Here is a 14,329-nt window from a genome sequence, read left to right as displayed (position 1 = left end):
CGGGATTTAGAAACCCTGGATCGCTTCTTCACCCAGATTGGCAGCAAGCTGCCTGACCTGCGGATGCTGGAAAAACGCAACCAGTTGCGCGGCCCGTGTCGGCCCCACGCCTGCTTCCCGTTGCCATTGCACTGCATCCCGCGCGGTCAGTTGCGCCCATGACTCACCCAGGTCCAGCTCGCGGGGCGCGGGTACGCCCAAGGCGCGTATCCACTGCTGGAAGGACTTCTCGCGACCTTGTCGGAAAGTGCGATGCAGTTGCTCGCTGCGGCGCCCGGCGATGCCGTCTATACGGCGCAGGTCTTCTGGCTGCAGCATGATCCAGTCCGCCAGGCCGCTCAATCGCCCGGCTTCCATCAGTTTGCGCCAGGTCCCGGGACCGACGCCTGCCAGGTTCAGACCACGTTTGCCGGCCAGCCATTGCAGGCGTTCGAGGAACTGCTCTTCACACCCCGTCGTCGGCTGCCAGCAGCTCAGGGCATGATACTCGCCGTCCTTCGGCGGTTGCGCCGGGGCGAGGCGCGGGCCGCGTTGTGCGACGCGATCGACCTGCGGAATCGTCAGCCCGGCCAGGCTCAGGACAATCTGGTCTCCCGCCTGGATATCCAGCTCTTTCCAGCGTTGCAGCGAACCGGTACTGACCTGGCGGACCAGGCGATCGTCCAGGCGTACCGGTTCCAGCTGGAGCACCGGGGTGATACGCCCGGTTCTTCCTATGCGGAACTCCACCGCGCGAACCTCGGCCAGTGCCTGGGCGAAAGGATATTTCCACGCTGCGCTCCAGTGCGAGGAACCCGCTTGCCAGCGAGCGCCTGGTGGTTGTCGACGCTGCTGCAGGACCACGCCGTCGCTGGCGAAGGGCAGCGGCGAGCGATACCAGTGCTGGCGCCAGCGTGCGGCTTCGTCGAGGTCTTTTACCGGCTGGCTGAAGCGCTCGCTGTTGGGCAGGCCGAAGCTGGCGAGCAGGGCGAAGCGTTGGCGCGGATCCTGCGGGCCGTTGGGCCAGGCCCAGATGAACAGGTCGAGCCCGGCAGCGTCTTCGCTGCTGATCTGCTGCCGGGCCATCAGCCCGGCGACCCGGCCGCGCAGGTTGAGGCTGCCGGCCCGGGCCTGGATATGCCCGTCCATGCGCCAGAACAGTTCGCCTTGCAGCGTCAGGTCGCGTGGGCTGGCCAGTTCGCGCAGGCCGGCGGGCAGCGCCGGGATATGCCGGCTCCAGTCATGCCCGTGGATGCCGTCGCCGCGGCTGATGATCTGCAACAGCCGGCCGCGACGATAGACCAGGGTTACCGCCACACCATCCACCTTGGGCTGGACCCATAGCTCTTCACGGCCTTTCAGCCAGGCGCTGACCGCCTGTTCATCGGCAAGCTTGTCGAGCCCGGTGTGCGGCACCGGGTGACGCAGCGGCCCGGTGGCGGAGGCCAGCGGGTTGCCTGGCGTCACTCCGCTTCCCGGGAAACATGCGCGCAGGCGTTGCAAGCGCGCCGCGTATTGATCGTAGATTTCGTCGCTGACTTTCGATTCGCCAGCGCCATGGTAGGCGGCATCCCATTCGCTGATGCGCGCCTGCAACTGGTCGATGCGCGAGGCGGCGATGGACTCCGACCAGTCGGGGCAGTGGCCGGCAAACACGAAAGGGCTGAAGCACAGCATCAGCAGGGCAGTGATTCTTGACATGCGGAGCGTCCTTGCTCTTCGGAAAGGTCACGCCAGCCTAGAAAGCTCGGTGCGAGATGGCCCGCCCGGTTTTGTCAGCCCGTGTTTCGCAGAAAGCAAAAAGCCCCGGCCAGAGCATTGGCCGGGCTTTCCTGAAGCGATTGCCGGGTATTACAGGCCGGCGGCGGCGCGCAGCGCGTCAACGCGGTCGGTACGCTCCCAGGTGAAGGTGGTGAAGGTGTCGTCGCCGACGGTCTTCTGCTGCGGAGTGCGGCCGAAGTGACCGTAGGCCGCGGTTTCCTGGTACATCGGGTGGAGCAGGTCGAGCATGGTGGTGATGGCGTAAGGACGCAGGTCGAAGCACTCGCGCACCAGCTGGACGATCTTCTCGTCGGAGATCTTGCCGGTGCCGAAGGTGTTCAGCGAGATCGAGGTCGGCTGGGCCACGCCGATGGCGTAGGAGACCTGGATTTCGCAACGCTCGGCCAGGCCGGCGGCGACGATGTTCTTGGCCACATAGCGACCGGCGTAGGCCGCCGAACGGTCAACCTTGGACGGGTCCTTGCCGGAGAACGCGCCGCCACCGTGACGGGCCATGCCGCCATAGCTGTCGACGATGATCTTGCGCCCGGTCAGGCCGCAGTCGCCCACCGGGCCGCCGATGATGAACTGGCCGGTCGGGTTGATGTGGAACTGGGTGCCCTTGTGCAGCAGTTCTGCTGGCAGGGTGTGCTTGACGATCAGTTCCATCACCGCTTCCTGCAGGTCTTTCTGCGAGACTTCAGGATTGTGCTGGGTGGACAGCACCACCGCGTCGATACCCACGACCTTGCCGCCTTCGTAGCGGCAGGTGACCTGGGACTTGGCATCCGGACGCAGCCACGGCAGCAGGCCGGACTTGCGTGCTTCGGCCTGGCGCTCGACCAGACGGTGGGAGAAGCAGATCGGCGCCGGCATCAGTACGTCGGTTTCGTTGCTGGCGTAGCCGAACATCAGGCCCTGGTCGCCGGCGCCCTGGTCTTCCGGCTTGCTGCGGTCGACGCCTTGGGCGATGTCCACGGACTGCTTGCCGATGATGTTCATGACTGCGCAGGTGGCGCCGTCGAAGCCGACGTCGGAGCTGTTGTAGCCGATGTCGGTGATGACGTTGCGGACGATGTCTTCCAGATCGACCCATGCCGAGGTGGTGACTTCGCCGGCGATGATTGCGACACCGGTCTTCACCAGGGTTTCGCAGGCTACGCGGGCGTATTTGTCTTGCGCGATGATGGCGTCCAGCACCGCGTCCGAAATCTGGTCGGCGATTTTGTCCGGATGCCCTTCAGATACGGACTCGGAGGTGAAAAGGGAGTATTCGCTCATCTCGACGGGTTCCTGAATTTACTGATGGTGAGTGTTGCCAGCCGGTCGCTGGAAATGGCGGACCTGGAGCTGGAAACCATTACGTAGGCCTACATAGAGGCTGTCTCCGGGAACCAGTCCCGCAGCGCACGCCCAACGAAGCAGGTCGTCCTGTTCAAAGCCCAGCCAGAGGTCGCCGCAGGCTTCGCGGGCCCACCCCTGGTCGTGGCTGCACAACTCGGTAAGCAACAGGCTGCCGCCTGGTTTGACGCGTTCGGCCAGTTGCCCGAGGGCAGCGGCCGGATCGCTGAAGTGGTGCAGGACCATGTTCAGCACGACGCAATCGGCCTGGCCTTCGGTATTGCCAAGGGCATCGGCCAATTGCAGGTTTACATTAGCCAGGCGCTCGCGCTGGCACACCTGGCGCGCCAGTTCGAGCATGGTCGGGCTGTTGTCCAGCGCGGTGACCCGGGCGAAGCGCCGGGCCAGCTCGGGCAGGAACTCGCCGTCGCCCGGGCCGACTTCCAGGGCCGTGGCACCAGGCTCGAAGCTCAGTTTGTCGAGCAGGGCCAGGAGGCTTTCACGGTACTGGGCCAGGCCGGCGATCAGGTCCTGCTGGGCGCGGAATTTCTCTTCGACGCGCAGGAAGAAGTCCTGGCGGGTGGCCGCGCGGCGTTGTTGGACCTGGTGGATCCGCGCCTGCATCTCGCCGGACAGCGGCAGGCCGTCGACTTCCTCGAGCAGCGCGGCGTGCAGCTTGCCGCCGAGGCCGAGGCTGTCGGGCAGGGCGCGGCGGTAGAAGATCGCGTTGCCTTCTCGGCGGGTCGCCACCAGTTCGGCCTGGGCCAGTACCTTCAAATGGTGGCTCATGCCGGACTGGCCGATGGCGAAGATCTGCGCCAGCTCCAGCACGCCGAAGGAATCGTTGGCCAGGGCGCGCAACACGTTCAGGCGCAGGGAATCGCCGCCGGCCTTGCACAGGGCGGCCAGGCGTTCGCTTTGCTGCTGATCGGGAACGGTTACGGGGCTATTCATAGGGGCGGCAGTCTAGTCAGGGCCAGCGGGCGTCGCAAGTTCAATATCAAAAAGTTTTGATATTGCGCGATGAGCGGAGGGAAAAGCCCCGACCGGGCTGCTGTTTTCGGCTGTTTCGTCGGTCAAACCAGGGAATCGGCCGTCGATCGCAGGAAAATCGTTCCAGTTCGACCATCCGTGATTGCCCCGGGAGGTATGCCTGGGCGAAAATAGCCGCCTTTTTTCCGTCAGTTCCTTTTCAAGTTCCAGGAGACAAGCGATGCCGAGCCGTCGTGAGCGTGCCAACGCCATTCGTGCACTGAGCATGGATGCCGTGCAAAAAGCCAACAGCGGCCACCCCGGTGCCCCCATGGGCATGGCGGATATCGCCGAGGTGCTGTGGCGTGATTTTCTGAAGCACAACCCGGCCAACCCGTCCTTCGCCGACCGCGACCGTTTCGTCCTGTCCAACGGCCACGGCTCGATGCTGATCTATTCGCTGTTGCACCTGACCGGCTACGACCTGTCGATCGATGACCTCAAAGGCTTCCGCCAGTTGCACAGCCGCACCCCGGGACACCCGGAGTTCGGTTACACCCCGGGCGTCGAGACCACCACCGGCCCGCTGGGCCAAGGCCTGGCCAACGCCGTCGGCTTCGCCATCGCGGAAAAGGTCCTGGGTGCCCAGTTCAACCGTGAAGGCCACAAGGTCGTCGACCACAACACCTATGTGTTCCTCGGCGATGGCTGCATGATGGAAGGCATTTCCCATGAAGTCGCTTCCCTGGCCGGCACCCTGGGCCTGGGCAAGCTGATCGCCTTCTACGACGACAACGGCATCTCCATCGACGGCGAAGTCGAAGGCTGGTTCACCGACGACACGCCGAAGCGTTTCGAAGCCTACAACTGGCAGGTGATCCGCAACGTCAACGGCCATGATGCCGACGAGATCAAGACCGCCATCGAGACCGCCCGCAAGAGCGAGCAGCCGACCCTGATCTGCTGCAAGACCATCATCGGCTTCGGCTCGCCGAACAAGCAGGGCAAGGAAGACTGCCACGGCGCACCGCTGGGCAACGACGAAATCGCCCTGGCCCGCAAGGAGCTGAACTGGAACCACGGTCCGTTCGAAATCCCGGCCGACATCTATGCCGAGTGGAACGCCCGCGAAGCCGGTGCCAAGGCCGAAGCCGAATGGAACCAGCGTTTCGACGCCTACGCCGCGGCCTTCCCTGAGCTGGCCAGCGAGCTCAAGCGCCGCCTGAACGGCGACCTGCCTGCCGACTTCGCCGAGAAAGCCGCTGCCTACATCGCCGAAGTCGCGGCCAAGGGCGAGACCATCGCCAGCCGCAAGGCCAGCCAGAACACCCTGAACGCCTTCGGCCCGCTGCTGCCTGAACTGCTGGGCGGCTCCGCCGACCTGGCCGGTTCCAACCTGACCCTGTGGAAAGGCTGCAAGGGCGTCAGCGCCGAGGACGCCAACGGCAACTACATGTTCTACGGCGTGCGCGAGTTCGGCATGACCGCGATCATGAACGGCGTCGCCCTGCACGGCGGCCTGGTTCCGTACGGCGCGACCTTCCTGATGTTCATGGAATACGCCCGTAATGCGGTACGCATGTCGGCCCTGATGAAGCAGCGCGTCATTCATGTCTACACCCACGACTCCATCGGCCTTGGCGAGGACGGCCCGACCCACCAGCCGGTCGAGCAACTGAGCAGCCTGCGCGGCACGCCGAACCTCGACACCTGGCGTCCGGCCGACGCCGTCGAATCGGCGGTGTCCTGGAAGCATGCCCTGGAGCGCAAGGACGGTCCTTCGGCGCTGGTCTTCTCGCGTCAGAACCTGCAGCACCAGGACCGCGACGCCCAGCAGATCGCCGATATCGCCCGTGGTGGCTACGTCCTCAAGGACTGCGCCGGCGAGCCCGAGCTGATCCTGATCGCCACCGGTTCCGAAGTGGGCCTGGCCGTCCAGGCGTTCGACAAGCTGAGCGAGCAGGGCCGCAAGGTCCGCGTCGTGTCGATGCCGAGCACCAGCGTGTTCGATGCCCAGGACGCCGCCTACAAGCAATCGGTTCTGCCGGTGCAGGTGGGTGCGCGTATCGCCATCGAGGCCGCCCATGCCGACTTCTGGTACAAGTACGTCGGCCTGGAAGGTCGCATCATCGGCATGACCACCTACGGTGAATCGGCTCCGGCCGGCGCACTGTTCGAGGAGTTCGGCTTCACCCTGGAAAACATCCTGGGCACTGCCGAAGAGCTGCTGGAAGACTGATGTAATACATCCGCGGGCGCTGTCGCCCGCAATCGCGGGCAAGCCCGCTCCCACGGTGGCCGCAAAACCCTGTGGGAGCGGGCTTGCCCGCGATTGAGGCGACGCCAGTCCTGCGGCTTGCGCCGATAATCCGTTCCGTGAGCCCCCAATGCCCCAACCGCGTCCCTACAGAGTTGCACTCAATGGTTATGGCCGTATCGGCCGTTGCGTCTTGCGCGCACTCGTCGAGCGCGGGGCGAAGGCGGGCTTCGAGATCGTCGCGCTGAACGATCTGGCCGACCAGGCCAGCCTCGAATACCTGACGCGCTTCGACTCCACCCATGGCCGCTTCCCCGGCGAGGTGAGGGTCGATGGCGACTGCCTGCACATCAATGGCGACTGCGTGAAGGTCCTGCGCAGTGCCACTCCCGAGGGCATCGACTGGGCGGCGCTCGACGTCGACCTGGTGCTGGAATGTTCCGGGGCCTACAACACCCGTGCCGATGGCCAGCGCTTCCTCGACGCCGGCGCGCCGCGGGTACTGTTCTCGCAACCCATGGCCAGCGAAGCCGATGTCGACGCTACGGTGGTCTACGGCATCAACCAGGATTGCCTGGATGGCAGCGAGACCCTGGTTTCCAACGCGTCCTGCACCACCAACTGCGGCGTGCCGCTGCTGCGGGTACTGGACCAGGCGTTCGGCATCGACTACGTGTCGATCACCACCATCCACTCGGCGATGAACGACCAACCGGTGATCGATGCCTATCACCACGAGGACCTGCGCCGCACCCGTTCGGCCTTCCAGTCGGTGATTCCGGTGTCCACCGGCCTTGCCCGCGGCATCGAGCGCCTGCTTCCGGAACTTGTCGGGCGAATTCAGGCCAAAGCCGTGCGTGTACCGACGGTGAACGTGTCATGCCTGGACATCACCCTGCAGACCAGGCGCGATACCACGGCTGCCGAGGTCAACCAGGCGCTTCGCGAAGCCGCCCTGGACGGGCCGCTGCGGGGGCTCCTGGCCTACACCGAGCTGCCCCACGCCAGTTGTGATTTCAACCATGACCCGCATTCGGCCATCGTCGATGCCAGTCAGACCCGTGTTTCCGGCCCCCGTCTGGTGAACCTGCTGGCCTGGTTCGACAACGAATGGGGGTTCGCCAACCGTATGCTCGACGTTGCCGATCATTTTCTGCGCGTCGTGGACAACCGCCAACGCACCACCAGCAAACAGCCCTGAAGGACTGCATTCATGACCGTTTTGAAGATGACCGACCTCGACCTGCAAGGTAAGCGCGTACTGATCCGCGAAGACCTCAACGTCCCTGTTAAGGACGGTGTGGTTGCCAGCGACGCGCGCATCCTCGCTTCGCTGCCGACCATCAGGCTGGCCCTGGAGAAGGGCGCGGCGGTGATGATCTGCTCGCACCTGGGCCGTCCGACCGAGGGTGAATTCTCCGCCGAGAACAGCCTGAAGCCGGTCGCCGACTACCTGAGCAAGGCGCTGGGCCGTGAAGTGCCGCTGGTTGCCGACTACCTGGACGGCGTCGAGGTCAAGTCTGGCGACGTCGTGCTGTTCGAGAACGTGCGCTTCAACAAGGGCGAGAAGAAGAACGCCGACGAACTGGCGCAGAAATACGCCGCACTGTGCGACGTGTTCGTCATGGACGCCTTCGGCACCGCGCACCGCGCCGAGGGTTCGACCCATGGCGTGGCGAAATTCGCCAAGGTCGCTGCTGCCGGCCCGCTGCTGGCTGCCGAGCTGGACGCCCTGGGCAAGGCCCTGAAGGCCCCGGCCAAGCCGATGGCCGCCATCGTTGCCGGTTCCAAGGTTTCCACCAAGCTGGACGTGCTGAACAGCCTGAGCCAGGTCTGCGACCTGCTGATCGTCGGTGGCGGCATCGCCAACACCTTCCTCGCCGCTGCTGGCCACAAGGTCGGCAAGTCGCTGTACGAAGCCGACCTGGTCGAGACCGCCAAGGCCATCGCCGCCAAGGTCAACGTGCCGCTGCCGGTTGACGTGGTAGTCGCCAAGGCCTTCGCCGAAGACGCCGAAGCCACCGTCAAAGCGGTTGCCGACGTGGCCGACGATGACATGATCCTCGACATCGGCCCGCAGACTGCCGCGCAGTTCGCCGAGCTGTTGAAGTCGTCGAAGACCATCCTGTGGAACGGCCCGGTCGGTGTGTTCGAATTCGACCAGTTCGGCAACGGTACCCGGACCCTGGCCAAGGCCATCGCCGACAGCGCCGCGTTCTCCATCGCCGGCGGTGGCGACACCCTGGCAGCCATCGACAAATATGGCGTGGCCGCTGATATCTCCTACATTTCTACCGGTGGCGGCGCGTTCCTCGAATTCGTCGAGGGCAAGGTCCTGCCGGCCGTGGACGTGCTGGAACAGCGGGCCAAGGCCTGAGTCGCCGGGGCACTGGCAAAGGGAGCGAACCGATGATCAAGCGACTGTCCCTGATGGTCATGACCGCCGCGCTGGGCGCCTGCTCCAGCGCGCCCGAGTCCGCTTCCGATAAGCCTGCCGCCGTCAAGGGCGGCTGCTACCAGTCCGAATGGCAGGCCGAAACCGTACCGGTGATCAGCAAGCGCGTCGGTCCGGACGGCCTGGAAAAATACGACGAAGAACATCAGCGCCAGGCCAAGGGCTGCCCTTGATCGGCTGAGGTCAACCTGTCGCTTGCTTTGTGGTCTGCTGGAGGAATGGAATGAAAGGCGTTCCGGCCGTGATGGCCTTGGCGTTACTCGCGGGATGCGCAAGCTTCAGGTCCGCTCCCCCGGTGGCCGACAACTGGACCACCTGGATCTGCGACAGCAAGGCCCAGGTGCTTTGGCGTGCAGTGGGCGACGATATGGACGTACGTCTTGGCGGCGGCGACCAGGTCTACCGGCTCAAGCCCGAGCCGGCGGCTTCCGGGGCGCTGTACAGCGACGGCGTGCTGGCCTTCCACACCAAGGGCGACGAGGGCCTGGTGTACTGGGTCGCGACCGACGATTTGATAGGGCGGGGCTGCAAGGCACCGTGACTGGCCGGGTCGGCCTTGCGTGCCGGCCCACACTACTTGAACAGCAACCGCCGCTGCGGCAGGCTTGCACGAAATAACGACGCTTGTCGGGAGAGAGATACACAATGGCACTCATTAGCATGCGCCAGATGCTGGACCACGCCGCCGAATTCGGTTACGGCGTTCCGGCTTTCAACGTCAACAACCTCGAGCAGATGCGCGCCATCATGGAAGCGGCCGACAAGACCGACTCCCCGGTGATCGTCCAGGCTTCGGCCGGTGCCCGCAAATACGCCGGCGCGCCGTTCCTGCGCCACCTGATCCTGGCCGCCATCGAAGAATTCCCGCACATCCCGGTGTGCATGCACCAGGATCACGGCACCAGCCCTGACGTGTGCCAGCGTTCGATCCAGCTGGGCTTCAGCTCGGTGATGATGGACGGCTCGCTGCGTGAAGACGGCAAGACCCCGTCCGACTACGAATACAACGTCCGCGTAACCCAGCAGACCGTGGCTTTTGCCCACGCCTGCGGCGTTTCCGTGGAAGGTGAGCTGGGTTGCCTGGGCAGCCTGGAAACCGGCCAGGCCGGTGAAGAAGACGGCGTCGGCGCCGAAGGCATCCTGGATCACAGCCAGATGCTGACCGACCCTGAAGAAGCTGCCGACTTCGTCAAGAAAACCCAGGTCGACGCCCTGGCCATCGCCATCGGCACCAGCCACGGTGCCTACAAGTTCACCAAGCCGCCGACCGGCGACATCCTGGCGATCGACCGTATCAAGGCGATTCACCAGCGCATCCCGAACACCCACCTGGTCATGCACGGTTCGTCCTCGGTGCCACAGGACTGGCTGGCGATCATCAACGAGTTCGGTGGCGACATCAAGGAAACCTACGGCGTACCGGTCGAGGAAATCGTCGAAGGCATCAAGCACGGCGTGCGCAAGGTCAACATCGACACCGACCTGCGCCTGGCCTCCACGGGTGCGATCCGTCGCTTCCTGGAGCAGAACAAGTCCGAGTTCGACCCGCGTAAATACTTCGCCAAGACCGTCGAAGCCATGCGTGACATCTGCATCGCGCGTTATGAGGCCTTCGGCACCGCCGGTAACGCCTCGAAGATCAAACCGGTCTCGCTGGACGAAATGTACCTGCGCTACGCCAAGGGCGAGCTGGCCGCCAAGGTCAACTGAGTTCGGCTTGCGTGATGAAAAGGGACTGCCTGTGCAGTCCCTTTTTTTATTCAACGCTCCTACGGGAGTTGCTCGAAAAGACCGTTAGTCGGCGAACGATCTATTGGCTTTGTGCCAGCTTTAGATTTGTAACACTCGGGTCTAGAGTGGAAAGCGGCAGAATTTCAATTGAAAGACTGACGCTCGTTGCCACATAGAGAAGCAGCATGGAATGCGCTCAAACCCCTGCACAAGAGGAAGCGTCAACACTGTTGGTGGTTGATGACTACCCGGAAAACCTGACCAGCATGCGTGCCTTGCTGGCCCGTCAGGATTGGCAAGTATTGACGGCGTGCTCGGGCATCGAGGCGCTGAGTACCTTGCTCGAACATGAAGTCGATCTGGTCTTGCTCGATGTGCAGATGCCGGGCATGGACGGCTTCGAGGTCGCGCGCCTGATGCGCGGTAGCCAGCGTACCCGCCTGACGCCGATCATCTTCCTCACGGCCAACGAACAGAGCCAGGCTGCGGTGCTCAAGGGCTACGCCAGCGGTGCCGTGGATTATCTGTTCAAGCCCTTCGATCCGCAGATTCTCAAGCCCAAGGTGCAGGCCCTGCTCGAACAGCAGCGCAACCGCCGCGCCTTGCAGCGCCTGACCCGCGATCTGGAAGTGGCCCGTGCCTTCAATGCCTCGGTCCTGGAAAACGCTGCCGAAGGCATTCTCGTGGTGGCCGAGAACGGCACCATCCGCTTTGCCAACCCGGCCATTTCCCGCCTGCTGATGGCTTCCGTTGACCAACTGGAGGGAGCGTGCCTGCTGGATTTCGTGCTTTCGCCGACGGCGAACCAATGGCGGGACTCGGCCTTCTACCTGGCCTATCTGGAGCGCGACATCTATCGATTGCACGACGCGGTACTGCGCACCAGCAATGGCCAGGCCCTGTCGGTGGCGCTGTCGTGCGCGGCGTTGCCGGGGGAGCAGCGGGCCATGGTGGTCACCGTCCTGGACATGTCGGTGGTACGCAGCCTGCACCAGCAGCTCGAACAGCAGGCGGTCACCGATCCGCTGACCGGTCTGCTTAACCGCCGCGGCTTCTACCAGGCGGCGGAAAGCGCGCTGGTGCGCAGCGAACATTCGGAAAAGCATCATGCGCTGATGTATCTGGACCTCGACGGCTTCAAACGGGTCAACGATTCCCTTGGCCATGAAACCGGCGACCAGGTGCTGCACTGGGTCGCCGAGCAACTGAAGGACTGCCTGGGCGGTCACGGCATAGTGGCGCGCATGGGAGGCGACGAGTTCACCGCGCTGCTCGACGACCTCGACTACCCGGAGCAGGCGGCACGCTTCGCCGAGAAGTGCATCGAGCGCATGTCCATCCGCCAGCACATCGACGGGCTGGAGGTGATCCTCGGGGTCAGCATCGGCATTGCCGTCTACCCCGATTGCGGCGCCAACCTGGACAACCTGTTGCGTGCCGCCGACACGGCGATGTACGCGGCGAAGCAGGCCGGCCGCCAGCAATACCGCTATTACGACGATGACCTCAACGGCCGCGCGCGCTCGCGGCTGATGCTCGAAGACAGCGTGCGCGCGGCTGTCGACAACCAGGATTTCACCTTGGTGTTCCAGCCCCAGGTGGCCTTTGCCGATGGTCGCCTGCGTGGCTTCGAGGCGCTGCTGCGCTGGCGCCACCCGAGTGTCGGCGACGTACCGCCGGGGTTGTTCCTGCCGCTGCTGGAAGAAGCGCGCCTGATCAACCGCCTGTCCAGCTGGATCTACTGCCAGGGCGCCGAACAGCGGCGCTTGTGGTGCGGGCATTTCCCCGACGAACTGACCCTGGGCATCAGCCTCAGCAAGGTGCAGTTCGGCATGCCCAACCTGGTCGAGGAGCTGGCTCAGGTTATCGCCGCCGTGGGCCTGGCGCCCCGTCAGCTTGAAGTGGAAATCGCCGAAACCTCGCTGACCGACGATATCGACCTGGCCCTGCGCCAGTTGCATCGATTGCGTGAGCTGGGCGTGCGTGTCGCGCTGGATGACTTCGGTGCCGGCAACTGCTCGCTGCGCCTGTTGCGCGACCTGCCCATCGACACGCTCAAGCTCGATCGCCACCTGGTGGCGCTGTTGCCCGAATCCGAAGCCAACATGGCGCTGGTGCGCTGCGTCATCGAGCTTTGCCGGCAATACAACATCGGCGTGATCGCCGAAGGCGTGGAAACCCTGGAGCAGGCGCACTGGCTGCGTGAGCACGGCTGCCAGTATGTGCAGGGGTTCCTTGTGGCCCGCCCGGTCACCGCCGAGGAAGCGGGGCGCTTCCCGGTGTTTTTTGACTGGCAGTCGTTGTAGTTGGGTACACTGCCGCCTTCGTTCCGTCGTTCGCCGCAGCCATGACCGTCCTCAAGTACCTGCAAGCCTACCCGCCCGCCCTGCAAGACCAGGTGCGCCAGTTGATCGCCCGCGATCAGCTGGGCGATTACCTGCAAAAGCGCTACCCCGGCCGGCATGAGGTGCAGAGCGACAAGGCGCTGTACGGCTATGCCCAGGCACTCAAGCAGGAGCACCTGCGCAATGCGCCGAACCTGGACAAGGTGCTGTTCGACAACCGCCTCGACCTGACCCACCGCGCCCTTGGCCTGCACACCGCGGTGTCGCGGGTGCAGGGTGGCAAGCTCAAGGCAAAGAAGGAAATCCGCATCGCCTCGCTGTTTCGCGACGCGGCGCCGGAGTTCCTGCGGATGATCGTGGTGCACGAACTGGCGCACCTCAAGGAGGCCGAGCACAACAAGGCCTTCTACCAGCTCTGTGAATACATGCAGCCCGGCTACCATCAACTGGAGTTCGACCTGCGTGTCTACCTGACCTGGCGCGACCTGCCGGGCAATCAGTGAGTCAAGGAAGCCTTTGCATGGAAGTGAGCAAGACCAAGAGCAGTTTCTACCGTCGGCTGTACGTCGCCTGGCTGATCGACAGCCAGACCGCCGCCAGCGTCCCCGCGCTGATGGCCGCCACCGGCATGCCCCGGCGCACCGCACAGGACACCATTGCGGCGCTGGCAGACCTGGATATCGTCTGCGAATTCGAGCAGGAAGTGGGGGCGCGCAATCATGCCGGGAATTACCGGATCCGCGATTGGGGGCGATCGACAAGGGCTGGATCGTCCAGAACCTGCGGGTGATTCGGGAGGTGTTGGGTTATCCCTGATTCCACCCTTTCCCTGCCCTGTGGATAACCCCTGTGAGAGCTGGCTTGCCAGCGATTTGGTCAGATCTGACAACATCCTTGCCAGTGCCGGCCTCATCGCTGGCAAGCCAGCTCCCACAGGGTTTTGTGAAAGCCCTCTAGGTTCTGCGCATACCGATGTGCGGAATCCCGTCTTCCAGATAGGCCTCTCCCACCACCTCGAACCCATGCTTGCGGTAATACCCCTGCAAATGTGCCTGGGCCGAGAGGTAGACCGGCACATCCGGCCAGTTTTCCTGGGCTTCCTTAAGCGCCCGCACCATCAGCTCATGCCCCAGCCCCTGGCCACGCCCGGCTTCGGCGATCACCACACGGCCGATCACCACGTCGCCACCCTGGGAGGTCGGGTCGAGCAGGCGCAAATACGCTACCAGCTGATCATCCTGCCATGCCATCAAATGGCAGGTGTCTCCGGACAGATCCTGCCCGTCCAGGTCCTGGTATGGGCATTTCTGTTCCAGCACGAACACTTCGTTGCGCAACCGAAGCACGGCGTAGAGCTGTTCCTTGCCAAGGTCGGTGTGATGTTTGCAAAGCCAGTCGATGGACATGTAGGCATCTCTCAGTGGGTACGCGTCCGAGGATAGCCCGTTGCGCTATCCGGTCGAAGGTAAAAGTGTGCGCAAGACCGGC

12 protein-coding genes and 1 pseudogene are annotated in these 14,329 nt (G+C 64.0%); 9 read left to right on the top strand and 4 right to left on the bottom strand.

Annotated elements, in window-relative coordinates; all coding sequences use genetic code 11:
- Positions 1-6 precede the first annotated feature (6 nt).
- The 3 genes from ligB to CSV86_RS23405 all read right to left on the bottom strand — a co-directional run bounded on the left by ligB (position 7) and on the right by CSV86_RS23405 (position 4,035).
- Positions 7-1,680 (bottom strand): NAD-dependent DNA ligase LigB, encoded by a 1,674-nt coding sequence (ligB, locus tag CSV86_RS23415; protein ID WP_009399326.1) that lies wholly within the window; start codon positions 1,678-1,680, stop codon positions 7-9.
- Positions 1,681-1,830: 150 nt separating this feature from the next.
- The gene (gene metK / locus CSV86_RS23410) at positions 1,831-3,021 is read right to left on the bottom strand and encodes a methionine adenosyltransferase (RefSeq protein WP_009399333.1); all 1,191 of its coding nucleotides are present in this window, start codon (positions 3,019-3,021) and stop codon (positions 1,831-1,833) included.
- Between the two features lie 18 nt (positions 3,022-3,039).
- The gene (locus tag CSV86_RS23405) at positions 3,040-4,035 is read right to left on the bottom strand and encodes an ArsR/SmtB family transcription factor (RefSeq protein ID WP_009399335.1); all 996 of its coding nucleotides are present in this window, start codon (positions 4,033-4,035) and stop codon (positions 3,040-3,042) included.
- 259 nt (positions 4,036-4,294) lie between these two features.
- Between CSV86_RS23405 and tkt the strand changes: the two genes are divergently transcribed.
- The 9 genes and pseudogenes from tkt (at position 4,295) to CSV86_RS23360 (ending at position 13,657) form a co-directional block, all read left to right on the top strand.
- Complete coding sequence (tkt, locus tag CSV86_RS23400; RefSeq protein WP_009399336.1) at positions 4,295-6,292, top strand: transketolase; 1,998 nt, start codon at positions 4,295-4,297, stop codon at positions 6,290-6,292.
- Positions 6,293-6,440: 148 nt separating this feature from the next.
- Positions 6,441-7,511 carry an erythrose-4-phosphate dehydrogenase gene (gene epd / locus CSV86_RS23395; RefSeq protein WP_009399337.1) on the top strand — a complete coding sequence of 357 codons (1,071 nt, stop codon included), beginning with the start codon at positions 6,441-6,443 and terminating at the stop codon, positions 7,509-7,511.
- A 12-nt stretch (positions 7,512-7,523) separates the two neighbouring features.
- Entirely contained in the window at positions 7,524-8,687 is a 1,164-nt protein-coding gene (locus tag CSV86_RS23390; protein ID WP_009399338.1) for a phosphoglycerate kinase, read from the top strand.
- Between the two features lie 32 nt (positions 8,688-8,719).
- Positions 8,720-8,938, top strand: coding sequence for a hypothetical protein (locus tag CSV86_RS23385; protein WP_009399340.1), 219 nt, complete (start codon positions 8,720-8,722; stop codon positions 8,936-8,938).
- A 50-nt stretch (positions 8,939-8,988) separates the two neighbouring features.
- The gene (locus CSV86_RS23380; protein ID WP_009399342.1) at positions 8,989-9,306 is read left to right on the top strand and encodes an MliC family protein; all 318 of its coding nucleotides are present in this window, start codon (positions 8,989-8,991) and stop codon (positions 9,304-9,306) included.
- 104 nt (positions 9,307-9,410) lie between these two features.
- On the top strand, positions 9,411-10,475 hold the full coding sequence (fba, locus tag CSV86_RS23375) for a class II fructose-bisphosphate aldolase (RefSeq protein ID WP_009399343.1): 1,065 nt from the start codon (positions 9,411-9,413) through the stop codon (positions 10,473-10,475).
- A gap of 206 nt (positions 10,476-10,681) precedes the next feature.
- The gene (locus CSV86_RS23370; protein ID WP_037060230.1) at positions 10,682-12,802 is read left to right on the top strand and encodes a putative bifunctional diguanylate cyclase/phosphodiesterase; all 2,121 of its coding nucleotides are present in this window, start codon (positions 10,682-10,684) and stop codon (positions 12,800-12,802) included.
- Between the two features lie 41 nt (positions 12,803-12,843).
- Positions 12,844-13,344, top strand: coding sequence for a M48 metallopeptidase family protein (locus tag CSV86_RS23365; RefSeq protein WP_009399347.1), 501 nt, complete (start codon positions 12,844-12,846; stop codon positions 13,342-13,344).
- Between the two features lie 17 nt (positions 13,345-13,361).
- A pseudogene (locus CSV86_RS23360) lies at positions 13,362-13,657 on the top strand (winged helix-turn-helix domain-containing protein).
- 137 nt (positions 13,658-13,794) lie between these two features.
- Here CSV86_RS23360 and CSV86_RS23355 read toward each other — a convergent pair.
- Positions 13,795-14,247: a GNAT family N-acetyltransferase gene (locus tag CSV86_RS23355; protein ID WP_009399351.1), complete on the bottom strand. Its 453-nt coding sequence runs from the start codon at positions 14,245-14,247 to the stop codon at positions 13,795-13,797.
- Positions 14,248-14,329 lie beyond the last annotated feature (82 nt).

This window comes from Pseudomonas bharatica CSV86 (assembly GCF_000319305.2).
Lineage (GTDB): Bacteria > Pseudomonadota > Gammaproteobacteria > Pseudomonadales > Pseudomonadaceae > Aquipseudomonas > Aquipseudomonas bharatica.
The sequence above is the reverse complement of the archived record's forward strand: the minus strand, read 5'-3'. Positions and strand labels throughout refer to the sequence as shown.